This window comes from Synechococcus sp. 1G10, from assembly GCF_002252625.1.
Classification (GTDB): Bacteria; Cyanobacteriota; Cyanobacteriia; order PCC-6307; family Cyanobiaceae; genus Regnicoccus_A.
Genome location: NZ_NQKW01000015.1, coordinates 49,776 through 70,607 on the forward strand (window position 1 = coordinate 49,776; position 20,832 = coordinate 70,607).

Here is a 20,832-nt window from a genome sequence, read left to right on the forward strand (position 1 = left end):
TCAGGCGTCGTCGAGTGCGGCGACACCTGGAAGCACCTTGCCCTCCAGCAGCTCGAGGCTGGCACCGCCCCCGGTGGAGATGTGGCTCATCTTTTCGGCCACCCCCACCTTCTCCACCGCTGCCACGGAATCACCGCCGCCGATGATCGTGCAGCAGCCCTGAGCGCTCAGATCGGCCAGGGTGTGGGCCACGCCATTGGTGCCGGCAGCGAACTTGTCGAACTCGAACACTCCCATGGGGCCGTTCCAGATCACGGTCTTGCAGTCGGCCAGGGCGGCTTGGAAGGCCTTGAGCGAATCCGGGCCGATGTCGAGGCCCATCCAGCCATCGGGGATCTCAGTCACCGAAGTGGTGAGGGTGTTGGCGTCGGGGGAGAAGGCGTCGGCCAGAACCACATCGGTGGGGAGCAGCAGCTGCACGCCCTTGGCCTTGGCCTTGGCCTCCAGCTCTCTGGCCAACTCGAGCTTGTCTTCCTCAACGAGGCTTTTGCCCACCGCCAGGCCGCGGGCCTTGTAGAAGGTGAAGATCATGCCGCCGCCGATCAGCACCTTGTCGCACTTGTCGATCAGCGACTCGAGCACGCCGATCTTGCTGCTCACCTTGGAGCCTCCCACGATGGCCGCCAGCGGGCGCTTCGGTTCATCGATGGCGCCCTGCAGATACTGCAGCTCCTTCTCCATCAGATGACCGGCCACGTTGGGGTGAAGGAATTCGGTCACGCCTTCGGTGGAGGCATGGGCCCGGTGGGCGGCGCCGAAGGCGTCGTTCACGTAAACCTCTGCCAGGGCCGCCAGCTTCATGGCGAATTCGGTTTCGTTCTTCTCTTCGTCGGCGAAGAAGCGCACGTTCTCCAGCAGCACCACATCACCGTCGGCCATGGCCGACACCTTGGCCTCGGCATCGGGGCCGATGCAGCTCTCGGTTTTCACAACCGGCTTGCCCAGCAGCTCGCTCAGGCGGGCAGCCACCGGGGTGAGGCGCATCGCTTCATTCACCTCGCCCTTGGGCCGGCCGAAGTGGGCGGCCAGGATCACCTTGGCGCCCTTGGCGGTGAGGTCGGTGATGGTCGGCAGGGCCGCGCGGATGCGGGTGTCGTCGCTGATGGCACCGCTCTCATCCAGAGGTACGTTGAAGTCGACCCGCACCAGAACACGCTTGCCTTGCAGATCGGCAACGGACAGGCTGGTCAGGGATCGCTTCGCCATGGGGGCTGGGGAGGTCGAGGATGGGAGAGATTAACCCGCAGCCCTCGGCCCAGGTCCCAGGCGGGCGCTAGGACAAGTGGGGCGGCATCTTCTGTCTGACCCTTGCGCCGGGATGGCGACCACTTGATGGCGAACCCATGTTCAACACCGTTCTGTTTCCGATCGACCAGAGCCGCCAGACCATGGACACGGCGGCCCTGACCCTGAAGCTGGCTCTCCAGCACGGCAGCCGCCTGGTGGTGCTCTCCGTGGTGGAGCCCGAAGAGGGTGTCATGCACGATGCCGCCGCTGTGGCGCGGCTTCTGGAGCAGGCCCGCGGCCACTTCGAGCAGGCCGGTGTCACCTGTGAGGTGATTGAGCGCGAAGGGCGGCCCGCCTTCGTGATCGGGGATGTGGCCGATGAGATCAATGCCGACCTGATCGTGATGGGCACCCGTGGCCTGTCCCTCGACGACGATCAGCCCAGCACCGCGTCGCGGGTGATTCAGTTAGCCCCATGCCCTGTGCTGGTGGTGCCCTGATGGAGGGGATCGCCACCCCCGTCGGTGAGGGTCTGAGCCAGTCGGCACCAGCGATCCAGTGGTATCCGGGGCACATCGCCAAGGCGGAGCGGCAGCTGTTCACCCAGCTCGCCAAGGTGGATCTGGTGATTGAGGTGCGAGATGCCCGCATCCCCCGGGCCACCGGCCACCCCCGTCTGCAGCGCTGGATGAAAACCAAGCCGCGTCTGCTGGTGATCAACCGACGCGACATGATCAACGAAGCGGCCCGCCAGGCCTGGGATCACTGGCTGCGCGAGCGGGGTGAAACCCCCTGGTGGTGCGACGCCAAGGTGGGCACTGGCGTCAAGCAGCTCCAGGAGGCGGCCATCCGCGCTGGTGGGCAGCTCAACTCCCGCCGGGCGGGACGGGGAATGCGGCCGCGCCCGGTGCGCGCCCTGATGCTCGGCTTCCCCAACGTTGGCAAGTCGGCCTTGATCAACCGCCTCGTGCGTCAGAAGGTGGTCGAAAGCGCCCGCCGCGCCGGGGTGACCCGCACCCTGCGCTGGGTCCGTCTTGGCCAGGAGCTGGATCTTCTCGATGCCCCCGGGGTGCTGCCGCCACGCCTCGATGATCAGCGCGCCGCCCTGCTGCTCGCCCTCTGCGATGACATCGGCCAGGCCGCCTACGACGGCGAGGCCGTGGCCGTGGCCTTCCTGCGCCTGCTTGATGGTTTGCAGGTCCATCCGGCGGCGGGGATCTCCTTCAGTGGCGCACTGGGGCGCTATGGCGTGCCGATCACACGCCTGGAAGACACCGTGGTGGATGGCTGGGGCTGGCTGGAGGCCGCCGCCGCCCGCCACACCAGTGGCGACACAGCCCGCATGGCCCAGCGCCTGCTCGACGACTTCCGCCGCTCCTTCCTCGGTCCGATCGCCCTCGAGCTGCCGCCTGATCCGGCATGACGGGCTTTGGCGAAGGAGAGGGTGAACTGGTCACGCTCCACTACCCGAAGCCGCTGCCGATGCGCCTCGACCGCTGGCTGGTGGCCCAGCGGCCGGAGCAGAGCCGGGCCCGCATCCAGAAGTTCATCGATGCCGGCTACGTGCGTGTCAATGGCGTCACAGGCAGGGCCAAGACTCCCCTGCGGCTCCACGACGAGGTGCAGCTGTGGATGCCGCCGCCTGAGCCGCTGCCCTACCTGCTGCCCCAGCCGATACCCCTCGATGTTCTCTACGAGGACGCCCACCTGATCGTGCTCAACAAGCCGGCCGGCCTCACGGTGCATCCGGCGCCGGGCAACCGCGACGGCACGCTGGTGAATGGTCTGCTGCACCACTGCCCCGATCTGCCCGGAATCGGGGGTGAGATGCGCCCCGGCATCGTTCATCGCCTCGACAAGGACACCACCGGCTGCATCGTGGTCGCCAAGAGCCAGGAGGCCCTGGTGCGACTGCAGGTGCAGATCCAGAAGCGGGTGGCCTCAAGGGAGTACCTGGCGGTGGTGCATGGGGCGCCTGCGGCCGAGAGCGGCACGATCGTGGGGGCGATCGGCCGTCATCCTGCCGATCGCAAGAAATACGCCGTGGTGGCCGATGAGAAGGGTCGCTTCGCCTGCACCCACTGGACCCTGATCGAGCGCCTCGGCGATTACTCCCTGCTGCGCTTCCGGCTCGACACCGGCCGCACCCATCAGATTCGCGTCCACTGCGCCCACATCGGCCATCCGATCGTGGGCGATGCCACCTACAGCCGCTGCCGCAAGCTGCCGCTGGAGCTGCCCGGCCAGGCCCTGCATGCGGTGGCCCTGGGTCTCGATCATCCGATCAGCGGCGAGCGGCTGGCTTTCGCGGCTCCACTGCCGCCAGTGTTCGAGGCCCTGCTCACCGCCCTGCGCCAGCGGCTCAACCCAGCCGTCAGCGGGAGCCCGGGCTGGCCTCCTCGAGCATCACATCGAACAGAGTGAGGCGCTCGAGCTGGTCGGCCACGGCGATGGCGGTGAGCACCGCAAAGCCGATCGGCAGCAGCAACGCGTAGTTCTTGCTCAGCTCGAAGGTGAGCAGGATCGCCGTCAGCGGCGTGCGTGTGAGGGCTCCCAGGAAGGCGCCGCCCCCGGCGAACAGCAGGGTGGCGGGGGCATAGGAAAAGAGCAGAAGGCAGAGTTGCTGCACCAGGGTGCCCAGGGATGCGCCCACCACCAGGGCCGGTGCCAAAAATCCTCCCGGGGCCTCCGCCGCCACCGCCACGGCCGTCCCCACTCCTTCAACCCCAAGGGCCAACAGGGCGGTGGACGGGGCGCTGAGCCCCAGCAGGGCGTCGAAGTCAAGGCGGTCAGGGTTGTCGAAGCTGCCGGGCAGGAGCGACCAGCCCAGGCCGATCGCCAGCCCCACCAGCGGCAGCAGTTGCCAGGCCTCCAGCCTCAGCTGCCTCAGGGTCAGGCGCAGGCGCAGGATGCCCCGCTGATAAAAAACCGCCAAGCCGCCGGCGAGAACTCCCAGCAGCAGCAGGATCGGCACATCCACCAGGCGGAAATCATCGAGGCGGCTGGGATAGAGGATCATCGGCAACAAATCACGCAGCCAGGCCGGTCCCACGGGAGCCGCCGAGAGCAGGCGGGTCCAGGCGATGGTGGCAAAGGTGGCGAAGGCCGCGATGGCGTTGGTGCGCACGTCCGAGCGCTTGAGCAACTCCTCGATCGTGTACAGCGCTCCACCAAGGGGGGAGTGGAACATGGCAGCCAATCCCGCGCCACTGCCGATGGCCACCGCCAGACGTTGCTGGTGGTCGTGGGGGTAAATCCCACCAGCGGCTTCCTTGGCCAGGGAGGCACCGATCTGAATCGATGGCCCCTCAGGCCCCACCGGGATGCCGCCGCCGATCGCCACGCCACTGGCCAGCAGCTTCACCACCGCCACCCGCCAACCCATGGGCACCGGCACCCCTCGCAGCCAGAGCATCACCTGCACGATCCCCGATCCCTTGGCACCGGGCTCGACAGCGCTGATCAGGCCTCCGGCGATGGCGCCCCCCAGCGCGCCCATCATGGGCAGCACGAACCAGCGGGGCAGGTGATTGGCCAGTTGGAGGCGCAGGGCATTCACCGCCTGAATTTCCAGTCCGTAGACCCAGATCGCCAGGGACACCCCGATGCCGATCGCATTCACCAGCAGGAACAGCCGCAGCAGGCTCGCGATCTTCCGCAATGACACCCGGCGCAGGAAGGCCATGGTTCAGGCGGGCGCTGGCAGCCGTGGGCAGGCCTCCACCAGCTGGCGGGTGATCATGGCCTGGGGCCGCTCGAGCATCGCTCCTGCGGGCCCCTCCTCCACGATTCGCCCCCCGTCGAGCACGATCAGTCGCTGACAGAAGCCGCCGGCCACTGCCAGGTCGTGGGTCACGAAGATCAACCCCAGACCGAGGCGCCCCTGCAGCTGCCGCAGCAGGGCCAGCACCTCCGCCTGCACTTCGGCGTCGAGCATGCTCACGCTCTCATCGCAGAGCAGCACCTTCGGCTCCAGCACCAGGGCACGGGCGATGGCCACCCGTTGCTGCTGGCCTCCCGAGAGCTGACGCGGCAGGCGGTTCTCGTAGAGCTCCGGCGGCTCCAGTCCCACGGTGGCCAGCCCTTCGCGGGCCCTGGCGCGGGCCTCAAGCCTGCTGGCCACGCCATGGATCAGCAGCGGATCCGCCACCGCTTCCCCCACGGTCATGCTCGGATTGAGGCAGGCCAGCGGATCCTGGAACACCATCTGCAGGCTGCGGCGGGCTCTGGCGAGCTCTCCCCCGCCCATCCTGAGCAGGTCGCGGCCCTCCAGACTCACGCGGCCACCACGCACCGGTGTCAGACCCATCAGGGCGCGGCAGAGAGTGCTTTTGCCGCAACCGGACGCTCCCACCACCCCGAGGGTCTCTCCCGCCCCAAGGCGCAGGCTCACCCCATCGACGGCCTTCAGCCAGCGCTGCCGCCACGGCGGTGAGGGCAGCGGATGCCAGCAGCGCAGTTCCTCCACCTCCAGCAGCAGCGACGCCTCGGCGGCGCCTGGGGTGTGGCTGCCTTCGCGGGCGCGGGCCGCCGCCACCAGCCGCTGGCTGAGCGGTGCCCTGGGAGCTTGCAGCAGGCTGATGGCGGGCGCCTCCTCCACCACCTGCCCATGGTCGAGCACGGCGATGCGCTGGCACCATCGCCCCGCCATGGCGAGGTCGTGGCTGATCAGCAGCAGAGCGCTGCCACTCTCGCGGCAGAGGTCGGTGAGCTCGGCCATCACCTGGGCCGCCACGGCCACATCCAGGCTGGTGGTGGGCTCATCGGCGATCACCAGGGCCGGCTCCAGGGCCATGGCCAGGGCGATCGCCAGCCGCTGGCGCATGCCACCACTGAACTCATGGGGGTAGCTGCCGTAGCGATCCGGGCCGATGCCGACCCGCAGCAGCAGCTGCTCCGCCCGCTGGCGCACCCGGGCTCGCTCCCAGCCGGGACGATGGGCCGAGAGGGTGTCGCTGAGGTGTTCTCCGATGCGCAGCAGCGGGTTCAGCCTCGTCATCGGGTCCTGGAACACCAGCCCCACGGCTTCCCCCCGCAGCTGGCGCAGGGCCGGACGCTTCAGAGCACGGGGGTCTTGGCCCGACAGGCTCAGGTGGCCGCTGCAGCGGCTGCCGGCGGGCAGCAACTGCAGCACCGCCCGCGCCACCGTGCTTTTGCCGCAGCCGGAGGGCCCCACCAGGGCAAGGGTGTCACCGGAGCAGAGGCGCAGGTTCAGGCCATTGAGGGTGGGGGCCTCGCTGCAGCCTGGGTAGCTCACGACCAGGTCGCTGATCTCCAGCACCGGCTCGGCGGCACGCGTGTCGGCCATGGGACGCGGCGGATCAGGACGTGCTGGCTCAGCATGGGGGGCGTGCGGGTGCACTCGTGGTTTTGTTGCGTGATCTGCATACGATGGAGCCAGAGGTGTCCGGTGATGCTCGATACCGCTGTCGGAATCAAGGACAACGTTGCGGGCGAGAGCCTTGTGGCCGCAACGGTTTCCGGCCACGGCCCTGGCCTTGCCGAGGACTGTGCCGATCCGCTGGTCCCGGTGGTCGACGCGGCCCCAGCTCTGAGAAGGCGGCCGATCCGCAGCCCCGACGACTACGGGGTGAAGCTCCCCGATTGGCTCAGGGAGTGCATCGTGCACGTGCCCCCCGGCGACGTTGAGACCTGTCCCACCGATCCTGAAGCCCTGCTGGCGGCAGCCTTTGATTTCGCCTTCCAGCTCCACGACGGTCAGGTGAGAGCCACAGGCGAGCCGTACATCATTCATCCGGTCGCCGTTGCTGATCTGCTGCGCGACATCGGCGCCAGCGCCGGGGTGATCGCCGCCGGCTTCCTGCACGACGTGGTCGAGGACACCGACGTCACCTCCGAGGAGCTTGAGCTTCATTTCGGCGCCGAGGTGCGCGCTCTGGTGGAAGGGGTCACCAAGCTCGGTGGCATTCACTTCACTAACCACACCGAAGCCCAGGCGGAGAACCTGCGGCGGATGTTCCTGGCCATGGCCAGTGACATCCGTGTGGTGCTGGTGAAGCTGGCGGACCGGCTGCACAACATGCGCACTCTCGCGGCCCTCAAGCCCGAGAAACAGCAGCGGATCGCCCGTGAAACCAGAGAGATCTACGCCCCCCTGGCGAACCGGCTCGGCATCGGCCGCTTCAAGTGGGAACTCGAAGACCTCGCCTTCAAGATCCTCGAGCCAGAGGCCTATGGCGAGATCAAGCAGCAGGTGGCCAGCAAACGCAGCGACCGTGAGGAGCGACTGGCTGCCACGGTGGCCCTGCTGGTGCAACGGCTTCAGGGGGCGGGGCTGCACGACTGTGAAGTGAGCGGCCGGCCAAAGCATCTCTATGGCATCTGGAGCAAGATGCAGATGCAGCAGAAGGCCTTCCACGAGATCTTCGATGTGGCGGCCCTGCGCATCCTCACGCCCAATCTCGAGAGCTGTTATCGCGCTCTGGCGGTGGTTCACGACACCTTTCGCCCGATCCCTGGTCGCTTCAAGGACTACATCGGCCTGCCAAAGCCCAACGGCTATCAGTCTTTGCACACTGCCGTGATCGGCCGTCATCGGCCGATTGAGGTGCAGATCCGCACCACGGAGATGCACCAGGTGGCGGAATACGGCATTGCCGCCCATTGGAAGTACAAGGAGGGAGGCTCACCCGCCTCAGCCGGTGCCGCCGATCGCTTCAACTGGCTGCGCCAACTGGTCGACTGGCAGCAGGATGATGGAGGCGAAGACAGCAGCGACTACCTCGCCTCGATCAAGGAAGACCTTTTCGATGAGGAGGTTTTCGTGTTCACACCCCAGGGGGATGTGGTGGGGTTGCGCAAGGGATCCACAGCTGTGGATTTTGCCTTCCGCATTCACTCCGAAGTGGGAAACCACTGCCAGGGCGTGCGCATCAACGACCGTCTCTGCCCATTGGCCACGCCACTGCGCAACGGCGATTTCGTTCAGATCATCACTGCGAAGTCGGCCCATCCCAGCCTGGATTGGCTCAACTTCGTTGCCACTCCCACCGCCCGCAACCGCATCCGGCAGTGGTACAAACGCAGCCATCGTCAGGAGAACATCCAGCGGGGCACCGCCATGCTCGAGCGGGAGCTGGGCCGCGACGGCTTCGATGCCCTGCTCAACGGAGAAGCGATCGCGAAGGTGGCCCGCCGCTGCAACCTGGTGGGCACCGAGGATCTGTTGGCGGCCCTCGGCTTCGGTGGCGTCACTCTGCAGCAGGTGGTCAACCGTCTGCGTGAGGAGGTCCGGCTGACGACCGCCGCAGCGGCCCCGGTGCTCAGCAACGAGGACCTCGCCCGCAGCGTGTCGGATCAGGCCAGTTTGCCCCTGCCATCTTCGCTGGAGGGCTCTGGCAGCCCGATCCTGGGGCTGGAGGGCCTGGAGTACCGCCTGGGTGGCTGCTGCTGTCCCCTGCCTGGGGAAGCGATCGTCGGTAGCGTTGCCCTTGGCAACCACGGCATCACGATTCACCGCCAGGACTGCGCCAACGTGGCTGCCGTCCCGGTAGAGCGCCGGTTGCCGGTGCGCTGGAATCCGGCCGCTGACCAGCAGCGTCGTCGCTACCCCGTCCAGATCCGGATCGAGGTGCTCGATCGGGTCGGTGTGCTCAAGGACATCCTCACGCGCCTATCCGACAGCCGCATCAACGTCAGTGATGCCCGCGTGCGCACGGCCTACGGCAAACCCGCCCGCATCGATCTGAAGGTGGAGCTCGTCAGCGCCAGCCAGCTTGCAACCACCATGGATCAGATCCGCTCGATGGCGGATGTGCTTGATCTCTGCCGCACCGGCATCGGCTGATCAGGGGTTGTCTGCCGCGAAGCTGACTGACGTTCGAACAGCTTGTAGATCTCCCCGCTCAGGCCGACCCTGGCGGTGATCTCCTTCCACTGCGACGTTCGGCTGGCCAGGCATTCCTTCAGAAAGCTCTCCGAATGGCGCCCACCGCGATCGGTGGCTTTCCAGACGATCGTGTGATTCTCAGCAGCGACGAGCTGGTCGCAAGCCTGGGCGTCGGTGATGGCAAGGCCGAGGCGGCGGGTGGCCCAGGAGGCGCTCAGGCCATAGGGCTCAAGGCTCCAGCTGGGATGGCTGCCGACTGTGGAGGCATCCTGGTGAAGTTGCCAGTGCAGGGAGAAGTCCTGAGGGGAGATGAATCCCCGCTGCTCCGGCGGCTGCGCTGCCAGGTGGTTTCGCACCAGGCTCCATTCGCCCGCGAGTCGGGCGGAGGCAGCCTGCTTGCGGCTGCTCCGGTCCGTGGGTGAATGCGTCCAGAGTTCGGGGCTCACGATGTTGTAAGCCAGGATCAGCGAGAGCACCAGCACGATTGCTCCACTCCAGCCCTGGCTGCGCGCCTGCCATTGCTGGGCATCGAGCAGGCCGATGCCGCTGACGATCAAGAGCGTGTAGGGAAGCACGCTCATCAGGTCGTAGTGCCCCCAGTAATGGGTGTGCTCAAACGAGATCGCCAGTCCCACCAGATACACAGCGGCCAGTGCCGGCAGCAGCAGAAGGCGGCCGCCGCTGCCATGGCGCTTCACCCGACGCACCCAGCCGGCGATGCCCAGCAGGGGCAGGATCATCAGAATCCAGATCTCAATGCCGGCGATGCCCACCACTGACATCTGCCGCAGGAAGTGGAGCATCGTGCCCTGGTCCTGCATCGCCTGATTGCTCCACTCCAGCAGGACTTCGATTGCTCCTGCCCAAGCTCTGGCCGGGCCATCGGGAACGAACGCGTAGGGGGCGAAGACCAGCAAGACACCGAGCAGGCCGCCACCGGCCATGGCCATGCACTCCATGAACATGGCTCCAATGGATGGGCCGCGGCGCCGGCCACTGGCGAACCGCCACAACTGGCAGGCCAGGGTGGTGAGCAGGAGCGGAGCGATCAGATTGGGGCGAACGGCGGCTGCCATGAAGAGCCAGAACCCGGCCGCCACCAGCCAGCCTCGGGTCGCTCGCGGCGGCGCCTGCAGATCCGCACGCCGGGCCAGCTCGCGGCTGAGGCAGGCGAGGCCGAACACCAGAAACGCGTTGGCGTAGTGATGGATGTGGCCGGATAGACCACCGACCAGTTTCTGGCTCAGCAGGAGATAGAGCGCAGCGGTCACCCAGGGGAGGGGGAAGCGCGGCCCTGTCGCGATCCAGCCGCTGCGCCTGAGGCTCCCGACGCTGCGGGCCAGCACCAGTGCCGTTGCGGCATTGAGCAGGACCACCAGAATCCGGTGCGAGCGGATTGAACCAAGCAGGGCCGATGGAACGAAGAGATATTGAACGATCGGCCACTTCGAATCGAAGTGATCGGTGTAGAGAAGGCTGCCTTGCGTTAACTTCCAGCCGAGAAAGAAGAACGTGTCGATATCAATGTCATAGCTCCCCACGCTGCTGGGAGCCTTCCAGACCCTCAGGCCAAGCCCGACCAGAATCAGCAGCCAGGTGATGGCCAGTAGCCCAAGCCATTGGCCATGCGGAGCCGCACGGTGGTGCATCAGCGCGGGTCCTGCCGCGCTGATGATCGTGTCAAGCCGGATGGGTCCGCAACCGAAAGGGGGTTTTCCTTGCGGCGGAACAGTTTGAATTCGCCGGTGCGCAGCCCCAGATCCTGGGTGATCTCCTTCCAGCGCCCGCTCTCCTGGCTGAGGCACTGGCGTATGAAGGCCTCAGTGTTCGGACCCTCCGGATCAACCCGTTTCCAGACCAGGTGAGCGTTGGCGGGCTGAAGCAGCTGTGAGCAGGTCTGGGCCACCCCCACCGGCAGGCCGATCACGGAGGTGGCCCAGGACGCTTTCATTCCCTGGGGATTGAGGCTCCAGTCAGGGCCGATGCCCACGGTGGTGGCCGGCACGTTCAACTGCCATTGCAGAGCTGGATCCTGAGGCGCCGTGAAGCCGCGGTCTTCAGCGGGAAGGGCGGCCAGATAGGTGCGCAGCATGGTGCGGTCCTGCTCCAGCGCCATCACCCGGCTCGAGAGTCGTGACGGGGCGCCGAAGACCTCGGCGATGAACATGTTGTTGAACAGGATCAGCGAGAGGATCAAGGTGCCACTGAAGGTGGCCCGGCGAACGGCGGGCTGGCCGGAGCGCTCCAGAGCTGCCATCCCTGAGGCCAAGAACAGAACCACGGGAACCACGACCAACTGGCCGTCATGGCCGTTGAAATCGGTGCGCTGGAACGACCAAGTGAGCTCGAGCAGGAACACCACGGCCAGACCAGGCACCAGCAACAACCGTTCGCGACGTCGCCCGGGCGCATTCCACGTCTTTTGGGCGATCAGGACCACCCCTGCCGCTGGCATCAGCGCAATCAGCCACAGCGGCAATCCTGCGATCGGCGTGCGGATCAGTGCTCCGAACAGGAAGCCCACATCGGCTTCCCTCCAGATCTGCTGACTGATCCACTGCAGCGGCAGGGCCACAGCGCCGGCCCAGGCGTGGCTCGCACCATCCGCCACGAACAGATAGGGCAGGAACATCAGGGCTGTTGCCAGGACGGCGCCACCAGCCAGGGCTCCTGCGGCCCGACCCGGCTGACGGTGGTGCACCAGCACCAGGACACTCACCAGGGTGAGGGGGTAGATCAGGGTGAAGAAACAGGCCACCGCCATCATCCCCATCGCCCCAGTGGCCACCAGCCAGCCCCGCTGCCCGTGGAGTTCCCTCGCACCGGCCAGGCCCCGAGCCAGCGAGTAGACGGCGAGCACCAGAAAGGTGTTGGCGAACTGGTGCGGGCTCCCGGCTATCCCGCCAGGAATTTTCTGGCTCAGGATCACCAGTAGGATCCCACTGGCCAGGGGGACAAGGGACTTGGGCCCCAACTGGATGAGGCCAGCGCGTGAGAACTTCCGCACCGCTGAGGCCAGCAGAACGCCGCCGAGCAGGTTGAGGCCCATGACCAGGATCCGGTGCGCCTGAATCGATGCCAGCCAGGCTGCTGGGGCGTAGAGCAACTGGACGATCGGCCACTGACGCAGATAGCTCTCTTGGTAAAGGAGCCCCCCCTGCAACCAGCGCTGGCTGAGATAGACGAGCGAATCGATCTCCTCGTCGTAACTGCCGGAGATTGTGCTGGCCCGCCAGACACGCACCGCAAGGCCGACCAAGGTGAGCAGCCACAGCGCCGTCAGCACGATGCGTTGTCTGCTCAAGTTTCGCTGCAGGTCGTCCAGCGCACAGTCTGCATGGATGGGCCGTTTCAGCGGTCCCAGAGGAACACCTTGACGGCTCTGCATGACTGGCTGGACCGGTGCGGATCCAGCCACAGCGCACGATCCGAGTGTTTGGCGCTACAGCGTTCACAGTTGGGCTCTGTCTGAATCCACCCATCGATGACCCTCTGGCATGTGCTGCCATGACCTCCGAGCAAGCGGCCCAACTGATCGACGACACCCTTGATCTGGTGCATCAACGGCTTCAGGCCCTCGATGCAGTTCAGAAGCGGCGGGAGCACAGAGCACTGGCCGAGGAGTTCAGGGAGTGGCGTCAGCCGAGCGGAGGCCACATCGACCTGATGCTCTGCCCTGGATTCGGCAACGGCTGAGCTCTCAACTGGCGGTTCATCCGTCAGCTGCCGCTCAGGTTTCTGCCGTGCTGGCGCTCCAACCAGCGCCGGTGACGCCACCGTGCCCACGATCGTCGAACCCAGCAGCAGCCGGCCCGAGAACGACCAGCCCAGCTCCCAGAGGCCCCACCCCCAGCAAGGTCTGCAAGCCGAAGCAAGGAAAGCATCCACAGGACACACCGTCCGCCAGCCCTCGGGCCCGCTGTCCATGGCTTCCCTCCTGCATCCACAGCCAGTGGATGCAGAGATGGATCCTGGCCAGGAAGCCAGAACTCAAGCGCCGCCACCCAGACTGGCGTGGACCACGGCCTCTCGGCTCCTTGGATTCGGACGACACCATTGCTGCGATCGCCACGGCGTTGGCGCCCGGTGAGGGGAGTGTGGCGATCGTAAGAATCTCCGGCCCCGAGGCGGAGACCATCGGCCGCCATCTGTTTCATCCCCCCGGTGAGCAGCCCTGGGGGAGCCATCGCGTGCTCTACGGCCATGTGGTTGATCCAGTCAGCGCGGAGCGCCTGGATGAGGCCCTGCTGCTGCTGATGAAGGCACCCCGCAGTTTCACTCGGGAAGACGTGGTCGAGCTTCATTGCCACGGGGGCCTGATCGCTGTGCGGCGGGTGCTGGAGCTGGTGCTCCGCTCCGGGGCACGCCTGGCCCGGCCGGGGGAGTTCAGCCAGCGGGCCTTCCTCAACGGCCGCCTCGATCTCACCCGTGCCGAGGCGATCAGCGACCTGATCACGGCCCGCAGCCGCCGGGCGGCCCAGCTGGCGGTCGCCGGCCTCGATGGCGGCCTGCAGCGGCGGATCAGCGCTCTGCGCGACCGCCTGCTCGACCAGCTGGCGGAGCTGGAGGCACGGGTGGATTTCGAGGAGGATTTGCCGCCCCTGGATCCGGCGGCTCTGGTGGCGGAGCTGGAGGCGGTGCAGCAGGCGCTGCGGCGGTTGGTGGAGGAGGCCTCCCATGGGCGACTGCTGCGGGAGGGTCTGAAGGTGGCGATCATCGGCCGCCCCAACGTGGGCAAATCGAGCCTGCTTAATGCCCTCAGCCGCAGTGAGCGGGCGATCGTGACGGACCTGCCCGGCACCACCCGCGATCTGGTGGAGAGCGAATTGGTGCTTCAGGGCGTCCCGCTCACCCTGCTCGACACGGCCGGGATCCGCCCCACCGACGATCTGGTGGAGCGCCTGGGGATTGAGCGCAGCCATCGGGCCCTGGCCAGCGCCGACGCCGTGCTGCTGCTGGTGGACCTGAGCGAGGGCTGGACCGAGGCCGACGCGGCCCTGGCCGGCCAGTTGCCCGCCGAGGTGCCGGTGCTGGTGGTGGGCAACAAGGCCGATCGCGCTGTCGCCGCCACTCCTGCCCAGGTGGATGTGGTGATCAGCGCGCTGACGGGCAGCGGCCTCGAGGCGCTGGCGGAGGCACTTCTGGGCCGTTGTGGCCTCAGCCTGGGGCCTGGCCTGGAGGTGGCCCTCAATGCCCGCCAGTGTGATCTGGTGGCGGCGGCGGCCGAAAGCCTTGGCGGCTCCCTGGCGGCAGCCGCGGAAGATCTGCCCTGGGACTTCTGGACGATCGACCTGCGTCAGGCCGCACGCAGCCTCGGTGAGATCACCGGTGAGGAGGTGAACGAAGCCGTGCTCGACCGTGTCTTCTCCCGCTTCTGCATCGGCAAATAGCCGCGTCGTGGCCGTCAGGATGGAAGCCCCTGCCTGTCCGGTTTTCCGTTGGCCATCCCACCGAGCGCCCTTGCGGCCGCCGCCCTGCTCAGCCAGCCTCAGCTGGAGCTTCAGCTCCGCTCCTGGCTGGCGGAGGACATCGGTCGTGGCGACCTGACCGCAGCCGCCCTGGTCGGCCAGTCAGGGCGGGCCAGCTGGACGGCTCGGCGTGCGGGGACGTTCTGTGGTGGCGTGCTGGTTGAGCCGCTGTTCCGCTTGCTCGATGCCTCGGTGCAGGTGCGTCTGTTGGTGGCTGACGGGGAGCCGGTGGCGCTGGATCAGCGGGTGCTGGAGCTGGCGGGACCGGCGACGGCCCTGGTGGCCGGTGAGCGCACCGCCCTCAACCTGGCCATGCGCCTGTCCGGGATCGCTACCGCCACGGCGGCGCTGGTGGCGGTGCTGAGCGGCACAGGAGTGAGGCTGGCTGACACCCGCAAGACCACCCCTGGCCTGAGGCTGCTCGAGAAGTACGCCGTGCGTTGCGGTGGGGGCACGAACCATCGCTGCGGGCTCGATGACGCCGCCATGCTCAAGGAGAACCACCTGGCCTGGGCGGGCGGTGTGTCGCGCGCCATCGCCGCCGTGCGCTCCGTCGCCCCCTGGCCGGCACGGGTGATCGTGGAGGCGGAAACCGACGATGAGGCGCTCCAGGCCGTTGGCGCTGGTGCCGATGGAGTTCTGCTCGACGGCTTCACGCCCGAGGCTCTCGGGCAGTTGGTGCCCCAACTCCAGCGGCGGGCGATCGAGCGGGGTCTGCCGGTGGTGCTGGAGGCTTCCGGTGTGGATCCCGCCCAGCTGCGTGCTTATGCCGCCACCGGAATCGATCTGATCTCCACCAGCGCCCCCATCACCCGCAGCCCCTGGCTGGATCTGAGCATGCGTTACGAGGCGCTGCTGACCTGATCCGGAGGAGCGGAAAGTCTGGTGGATGTTGCCTAGATTGACTGTTAACCTGTGACTATGTCATGTCGTGAAGGTCTCTCCGTTGCGGGCATTTCTGAGTGGCACTGGGCGACGGCCTCTGCGACGACAAATGGCCATCACCCTCTCAGTTGTGTTCAGTCTTTCGCTGCTGCTGGCAGTGCTGGTGCTGGATCAGTTCTTTGGCTGGCAGGCGAAAGACCTGATCAATCAGCGTTCAGATTTTTTCATGGACAGCATGCTGGCAGTACGTGAATACACAACCAAAAATGTCAATCCCATTGTAGCCCCGCTTAATAATGGGCCCGGTATTTTTCGTCCGGAAGCTGTGCCTAGTTATTCGGCTAACACTGTTTTTGATTATCTCAGAGCCAAGCCAGACTACAAGCAATATTCCTATCGGGAAGCGGCCCTCAATCCAACCAATCTCAAGGACAAAGCGGATACCTTCGAGACCTCCATCATCGAGTCATTCCGCGAGAGTCCTTCTACCACCAGTGTTAGTGGCGAGAAAATGACACCCCTGGGCAGCTTCCACTATGTAGCCCGCCCGATTCGAATTGGCAAGGAGAGTTGTCTGGCCTGCCATTCCACTCCAGACCGCGCTCCCCGCAGTCAGTTACTGGCTTATGGAGATTCCAATGGTTTCGGTTGGAAGCTGAATGAAGTTGTCGGCGCCCAAATCGTTTCCGTCCCACAGGAGGCGTTGGTCCAGTCCAAGCGTCAGTCGCTCTTAGCTACCGCCATGATGTTGATGGTGACCTTCGTGGTAGTGGGCTTGGTTACCAATGCGGTGCTTGATCAGCTGATTCTCCGCCCGATGCGACGGATCAGCAGTAAGGCGGAGGAGGCCAGTGTCACTCCCGCCAGCGTTAGCTTCGAGGAGAAGGTCCGCAGCGATGAAATAGGTCTGCTCGCTCAGAGTTTTGAGCGGATGAAGCAGAGCTTGGCGATCTCGATGCAGATGCTCAAGGATCGCCAGAAGCCCTGATGGGATGGTTTGGGTTATTGGGGATGGTCGTATTGCCGATGGTGATGACGGCTGTAGCCGGCTGTTCAGCCGTCCCTGTGGCTCGCACGCCACTTTGCGGTCCTTCCGGCAGTTTGCGGGTGGGCGTGATGGATCCGGTCGAGGGCAGGGGTTCCAGCCGAGGAGCCGGCCTCAGCTCTGAGCAGCGTGAGAGCCTGGGCAAACTGCTTACAGTGGCCAGTGGCTGTCAGGTGGAACTGGAGCCTCTGGACAGTCCGGAGCGGGCCCGTATGAAGCTTGCAGCCCGTAAGTGGGATGCTGCCTTTCTGCCCCCTGGGCTGACGGCTTTCGCTCTCCGAGCAGAGCTCGGCTACACCCCCCTGCGCCCGCTGGGGCTGCGCCAGTCTTCACTCTCAGCTGTTCTGGTGGGCGAAGGCAGCCGTTTGCGTCATCTCTCCGACCTCAACGGCGCCAAGGTCGGTCTGTTGCCACGAGGATCACTGGGTGGCTTCTATCTGCCCCTTTACAACATGCACGGTCTCAGCCTCGGACGGGTTTCATTTGCACTCGACTATGCCTCCTTGTTGGCCATGCTGAAGCGAGGAGAGGTGGACGCTATTGCCTGGGATGAATCCATGCCCGATCCGGGACCTGCAGTGCGGCGACTCCAGGTGGATGGCCATGCCATTCCCCTGGGATCGCTGGTGTTGAGCAGCGCCCTGGCCAAAGCCGACTACCTTCCTTTTCTCAAGACCCTGGATGACGCGGCTGCCCAGATGCCAGAGAGTATCGGCTACAGCGCCTCCGGACTTCCCCAGCAACAGAAGCTACAGCCGCTCAAGGCGATTGTTGACAACGTGGAAAGCTGGAGTATGCCCCTCGAGGGGCAGCCGCATCGTGTCTATGGCCGGAAGATAACCTCATGAGTGCATCAGGCTATGGAGTCGGGGATTCGACCTCGGGACCTTCCCTGCAGGAACGACACCTCAAAGTGATCGTCTTCAGTGATGTGGTGGATTCCTCGGCCCAGATCTTTGCAGACGAATTAATTGCCATCCAGCGCATCAAGGAAGATCTGGTGATGATCCGGGCTCTGCTGGAGCGGCACGGCGGTTGTCTGGTCAAGAGCCTGGGGGATGGCATCCTCGCCACCTTTGATGGTCCCACCCAGGCCCTGGAATTCGTGGAGGACGTGGTGATCCGGATCAGCCGTCGCGGTCATAATTCGCTGCAGCACCGCTTTGGAGTCCACACCGGCGAGATCTATGTCGATGGTGACGACATCATCGGCCAGGGGGTGCATCTGGCTTCACGCCTGCAGACCACCGCCCCTGTCAACGGGGTGGCTTTCGTGCAATCCACCTACGATCTCATTGACCCCCGGTTCCAGCACCGTGCCGTGCTGGTGGGTCCAGTGACCCTGAAGGGCGTTCCCGGCCCCATCACCTGCTACGCGATCGAAGAGGAGGCTTTGCTGGGCACCCAGCCCGGATCCGACCTGGAGGAAATCGGTCTAGAGGATTTTCTGGCTGATACCCCCTACCGTCTGGTGCGCCCCTTGGGGGACTCGTCGCGGAGCAACACCAACCTGGTCCGCCAGGTCAGCGGCGATCGCAAGGCCGTGCTCAAGCTGATCCCTTGCGATGCCACCAACCGCGAGGCGATCAAGGTGGAGGCGGCCTGCATGGATCGGCTGCGCCATCCCCGCCTCCCCCGTTTCGTGGATGGGTTCGAGCATCAGGGATTCTTCCTCTTTCTGCAGGAATACATCGCTGGGGCGTCACTGCAGGGATCCCTGGCCTATCTGCGGCGCAAGCAGAAGCTGGCTGAACTGCTGCGTCAGGTGTTGGAGGTGCTGGAGGCCGTGCATACGGCCGGCATCGTCCATGGCGACATCCATCCCGCCAATCTGATTCCGTCGGAGGAGGGCGGTCCTGTGTTCCTGGTGGACTTCGGGCTGCTCAAGGCGGGGGCGGCCGGAGGACTACAGCCCACCTGCCGTCCCTTCTACAGTCCCCCGGAGCGGGCTCGTTTCGGGAGCCTCTCAGTAGCCGGAGATCTCTACGCGCTCGGTGTGCTGGCCCTGGCGCTGTATACCGGGAAGTCGCCAGCCGATCTTTACGACCAGGCACAGGGGCGTTGGCGGCTTGATGACCTTGATCCTGAAGTGATCGACTGGCTGGCGCCACTGCTGGAGGAGTCTCCGGCACTGCGCCTGCAGAGCGCAGCCGATGCCCTGCAACGTCTCGATCGCCCCAGGCCCCTCCCCACCGCGGATGCAGCCGAGATGGTGAGGCCCATCCCGATCCTCAAGCCTCTGGCATCACCTGTGGTCCCCCTGCGCAAGTCCGTGTTGCTTCACAGCCTCGCGGAAACCTATGGCCCGGTGGTGGAGTTGTTGTTGGAGAGTTGCCTCTCCACCATCCCCATTGGAGAGGTGGAATCCCTTCGCCTCAGGCTTGTTGGGGCTGGTCTGGCATTGCCGGATGTGGACCAGGCCTTCCGGACGGCGATGGTGATCCCTCAGGCGCCGTCCGGTCAGGATCCAGGGTTGTCCGCTGCGGCTGATTCAGATCCCCGCAACAGGCCGAATGAGCCTCACGGGTTGCACCCCGGCTCGGAGTCCCTGGGCCAGGGTGATCTTCTGGATGCCCTGCGCCACAGCATCGGACCGATCGCCGACCTGATCTGGTCCGAGCCGCTGCGGCTGGCCCTCAGCACCGATCCCCCAGCGGCTCGGCGCCTGTTGCTTCAGTCGGCTGTTCCCGAGGCGCTGGCCGACGAGTTTCTGGCCCTGGCCCGGAGCCGCGGAGCGGCTGCTGCTTCGATCGTTCCTTCGGCTCCAGCCCTGGCAGAGCGACCGGAGCCGACCGACACCAGTGGCGAGGATCCCAAGGATGGAGCGGTCGCCCCCGGCATGGCGAAGCTGCGGGAGGTGGTGCTGGGCGTCGTCGGTCCCATCGGCGGCACTCTGCTGGACTCGCTCGAGGATCTGCCGCCGGAGCAGAGCCTGGAGGCGGTGATCAGCTCCCTGCGTAAATACGGGGTCGATCCTGATACTTTGAACGAAGTGCGTCTGCGCCTCGGTCAGGGATGAGCGCGGAGCCCTCCCCCGTTGACTCCCTGCACCAAGCCGCCGGGACTGGGCATGGACGGGCTGGGTCGTGGGACTGGCGTTATGGGACGGGGTCGGCCACGATCAGCGTCGATCGACCGGCAAGGAAGGTGGTGTCTGCATCTGTTGCCGATACGCTGCGCCAGAGCGGTGGCCGGCCTGGGGTGGGAGGCGAGAGGGGCTGAGGAGCCTCGCCACGGTTGATCGCCACCCACACACGCTCCTTGCTCTCGCCCCGCCGGAGTAGCAGCAGGTCCTCATGGCCGCTGTCCAGGAAATGCAGCGCTGCCGATCGCAAAGCAGGCAGGCTTCGGCGCAGGGCGGCCAGGTCCCGCAGCCAGTCCGCCAGATCCCGGCGGGTGCTCTCCCAGGGGTAGCCCTCCCGGCAGCCGGGCTCCGCTCCTCCATCAAGACCCATTTCAGTCCCGTAGTACACGCACGGTGCCCCTGGCAGCAGGAAGAGGAACAGCAGGCAGAGGCGCAGGGCGGCCTCATCGCCGTTGAGAACATGCAGGGCTCGGGGGGTGTCGTGGCTGTCGAGCAGGTTGAGCATGCATCGGTTGACGGCTGGTGCGTGCCGGCCCAGAACCTCGCAGATGCGTTGCTCGAACCCAGCCCGGTCGAGGGGTTGGTAGGGATTGTCGGGCAGGGCTGCCAATTTCAGCTCGCTGCGCACACTGGCTGCACCGAAATAGCCAAGAATTCCCCAGACCAGCGGGTAGTTCATCACCCCGTCGAACTGATCACCGCTCAGCCAGGGGCGAGCATCTCCCCAGATCTCGCCCACGATCCAGGCTTCCGGGTTCACGGCTCGCACGGTTTGTCGGAACGCTCGCCAGAAGTCGGCCGGCACTTCATCGGGCACATCCAGCCGCCAGCCATCGACTGCAGCGGAGATCCAGGTGCGGGCCACTTCCAGGAGATGGCGACGGACCGGGGGGTGATCGTGGCGAAACTTCGCCAGGGCCGGATCATTCCACCAGCATTGATAGCCGCTACTCTTCCCAGGCTCGGGATAGGGGTTAAGCGGCCATTGCTCGACATGGAACCAGTCGCGGTAGGGAGAATCCCGGCCGTTCTCCAGCAGATGGTGAAACGCCCAGAAGCCGCGGCCGCAATGGTTGAAAACACCATCGAGTATCAGCCGCATGCCGCGCAGGTGCACGGCCTCGATCAGGGCTTCCAGTGCCCCGTTGCCTCCCAGCAGCGGATCCACCCGCATGTAGGGCACCTCGAAAAATAAGATTGACTTGCCAGAATGCTGCCATGCAGATACAATAGATGCGTTGAAAATACCAAATCAATGGGGCAGCGTGGCTTT

17 protein-coding genes are annotated in these 20,832 nt (G+C 65.7%); 10 read left to right on the top strand and 7 right to left on the bottom strand.

Annotation, left to right across the window (positions count from 1 at the left end):
- Nucleotides 1-1,206, bottom strand: coding sequence for a phosphoglycerate kinase (gene pgk / locus CJZ82_RS12480; protein WP_094556105.1), 1,206 nt, complete (start codon nt 1,204-1,206; stop codon nt 1-3).
- A gap of 137 nt (nt 1,207-1,343) precedes the next feature.
- Between pgk and CJZ82_RS12485 the strand changes: the two genes are divergently transcribed.
- Genes CJZ82_RS12485 through CJZ82_RS12495 form a run of 3 tightly spaced genes read left to right on the top strand, consistent with a single transcriptional unit; the run spans nt 1,344 to nt 3,651 of the window.
- The gene (locus CJZ82_RS12485) at nt 1,344-1,727 is read left to right on the top strand and encodes a universal stress protein (protein ID WP_094556106.1); all 384 of its coding nucleotides are present in this window, start codon (nt 1,344-1,346) and stop codon (nt 1,725-1,727) included.
- On the top strand, nt 1,727-2,650 hold the full coding sequence (gene ylqF, locus CJZ82_RS12490; protein ID WP_094556120.1) for a ribosome biogenesis GTPase YlqF: 924 nt from the start codon (nt 1,727-1,729) through the stop codon (nt 2,648-2,650). The genes CJZ82_RS12485 and ylqF overlap by 1 nt, the downstream gene beginning before the upstream one ends.
- Nucleotides 2,647-3,651 (top strand): RluA family pseudouridine synthase, encoded by a 1,005-nt coding sequence (locus CJZ82_RS12495; protein WP_094556107.1) that lies wholly within the window; start codon nt 2,647-2,649, stop codon nt 3,649-3,651. The genes ylqF and CJZ82_RS12495 overlap by 4 nt, the downstream gene beginning before the upstream one ends.
- Here CJZ82_RS12495 and CJZ82_RS12500 read toward each other — a convergent pair.
- Both CJZ82_RS12500 and CJZ82_RS12505 read right to left on the bottom strand, forming a co-directional pair.
- Complete coding sequence (locus CJZ82_RS12500; RefSeq protein ID WP_094556108.1) at nt 3,602-4,912, bottom strand: chloride channel protein; 1,311 nt, start codon at nt 4,910-4,912, stop codon at nt 3,602-3,604. The two genes, CJZ82_RS12495 and CJZ82_RS12500, sit on opposite strands and share 50 nt — an antisense overlap.
- Before the next feature lie 3 nt (nt 4,913-4,915).
- Nucleotides 4,916-6,535: an ABC transporter ATP-binding protein gene (locus tag CJZ82_RS12505; protein WP_094556109.1), complete on the bottom strand. Its 1,620-nt coding sequence runs from the start codon at nt 6,533-6,535 to the stop codon at nt 4,916-4,918.
- Nucleotides 6,536-6,640: 105 nt separating this feature from the next.
- Here CJZ82_RS12505 and CJZ82_RS12510 point away from each other — a divergent pair, with 105 nt between their 5' ends.
- Nucleotides 6,641-9,034: a bifunctional (p)ppGpp synthetase/guanosine-3',5'-bis(diphosphate) 3'-pyrophosphohydrolase gene (locus tag CJZ82_RS12510; protein WP_094556110.1), complete on the top strand. Its 2,394-nt coding sequence runs from the start codon at nt 6,641-6,643 to the stop codon at nt 9,032-9,034.
- Here CJZ82_RS12510 and CJZ82_RS12515 read toward each other — a convergent pair.
- Together CJZ82_RS12515 and CJZ82_RS12520 are read right to left on the bottom strand one after the other, a co-directional pair.
- Complete coding sequence (locus CJZ82_RS12515; RefSeq protein ID WP_094556111.1) at nt 8,980-10,725, bottom strand: hypothetical protein; 1,746 nt, start codon at nt 10,723-10,725, stop codon at nt 8,980-8,982. The genes CJZ82_RS12510 and CJZ82_RS12515 overlap by 55 nt on opposite strands.
- The gene (locus CJZ82_RS12520; protein ID WP_143593663.1) at nt 10,725-12,380 is read right to left on the bottom strand and encodes a hypothetical protein; all 1,656 of its coding nucleotides are present in this window, start codon (nt 12,378-12,380) and stop codon (nt 10,725-10,727) included. The genes CJZ82_RS12515 and CJZ82_RS12520 overlap by 1 nt, the downstream gene beginning before the upstream one ends.
- 203 nt (nt 12,381-12,583) lie before the next feature.
- Here CJZ82_RS12520 and CJZ82_RS12525 point away from each other — a divergent pair, with 203 nt between their 5' ends.
- Nucleotides 12,584-12,772 (top strand): hypothetical protein, encoded by a 189-nt coding sequence (locus tag CJZ82_RS12525; RefSeq protein WP_094556113.1) that lies wholly within the window; start codon nt 12,584-12,586, stop codon nt 12,770-12,772.
- A 34-nt stretch (nt 12,773-12,806) separates the two neighbouring features.
- Here CJZ82_RS12525 and CJZ82_RS12530 read toward each other — a convergent pair whose 3' ends face one another.
- Nucleotides 12,807-13,070 (bottom strand): DUF2062 domain-containing protein, encoded by a 264-nt coding sequence (locus CJZ82_RS12530; RefSeq protein ID WP_233130225.1) that lies wholly within the window; start codon nt 13,068-13,070, stop codon nt 12,807-12,809.
- A gap of 43 nt (nt 13,071-13,113) precedes the next feature.
- Here CJZ82_RS12530 and mnmE point away from each other — a divergent pair, with 43 nt between their 5' ends.
- The 5 genes from mnmE to CJZ82_RS12555 all read left to right on the top strand — a co-directional run bounded on the left by mnmE (nt 13,114) and on the right by CJZ82_RS12555 (nt 19,493).
- Nucleotides 13,114-14,466, top strand: coding sequence for a tRNA uridine-5-carboxymethylaminomethyl(34) synthesis GTPase MnmE (gene mnmE / locus CJZ82_RS12535; RefSeq protein WP_094556121.1), 1,353 nt, complete (start codon nt 13,114-13,116; stop codon nt 14,464-14,466).
- A gap of 54 nt (nt 14,467-14,520) precedes the next feature.
- Complete coding sequence (gene nadC / locus CJZ82_RS12540; protein WP_198949763.1) at nt 14,521-15,408, top strand: carboxylating nicotinate-nucleotide diphosphorylase; 888 nt, start codon at nt 14,521-14,523, stop codon at nt 15,406-15,408.
- A 130-nt stretch (nt 15,409-15,538) separates the two neighbouring features.
- Entirely contained in the window at nt 15,539-16,417 is an 879-nt protein-coding gene (locus CJZ82_RS12545; RefSeq protein ID WP_094556114.1) for a DUF3365 domain-containing protein, read from the top strand.
- Nucleotides 16,418-16,545: 128 nt separating this feature from the next.
- Entirely contained in the window at nt 16,546-17,322 is a 777-nt protein-coding gene (locus CJZ82_RS12550; protein ID WP_233130226.1) for a PhnD/SsuA/transferrin family substrate-binding protein, read from the top strand.
- Nucleotides 17,319-19,493 carry a protein kinase gene (locus tag CJZ82_RS12555; protein WP_094556116.1) on the top strand — a complete coding sequence of 725 codons (2,175 nt, stop codon included), beginning with the start codon at nt 17,319-17,321 and terminating at the stop codon, nt 19,491-19,493. Before CJZ82_RS12550 ends, CJZ82_RS12555 begins: the two co-directional genes overlap by 4 nt.
- A 79-nt stretch (nt 19,494-19,572) precedes the next feature.
- On the opposite strand, the gene CJZ82_RS12560 is transcribed toward CJZ82_RS12555, so the two are convergent.
- Nucleotides 19,573-20,733: a glycoside hydrolase family 13 protein gene (locus CJZ82_RS12560; protein ID WP_094556117.1), complete on the bottom strand. Its 1,161-nt coding sequence runs from the start codon at nt 20,731-20,733 to the stop codon at nt 19,573-19,575.
- Nucleotides 20,734-20,832: the final 99 nt, after the last annotated feature.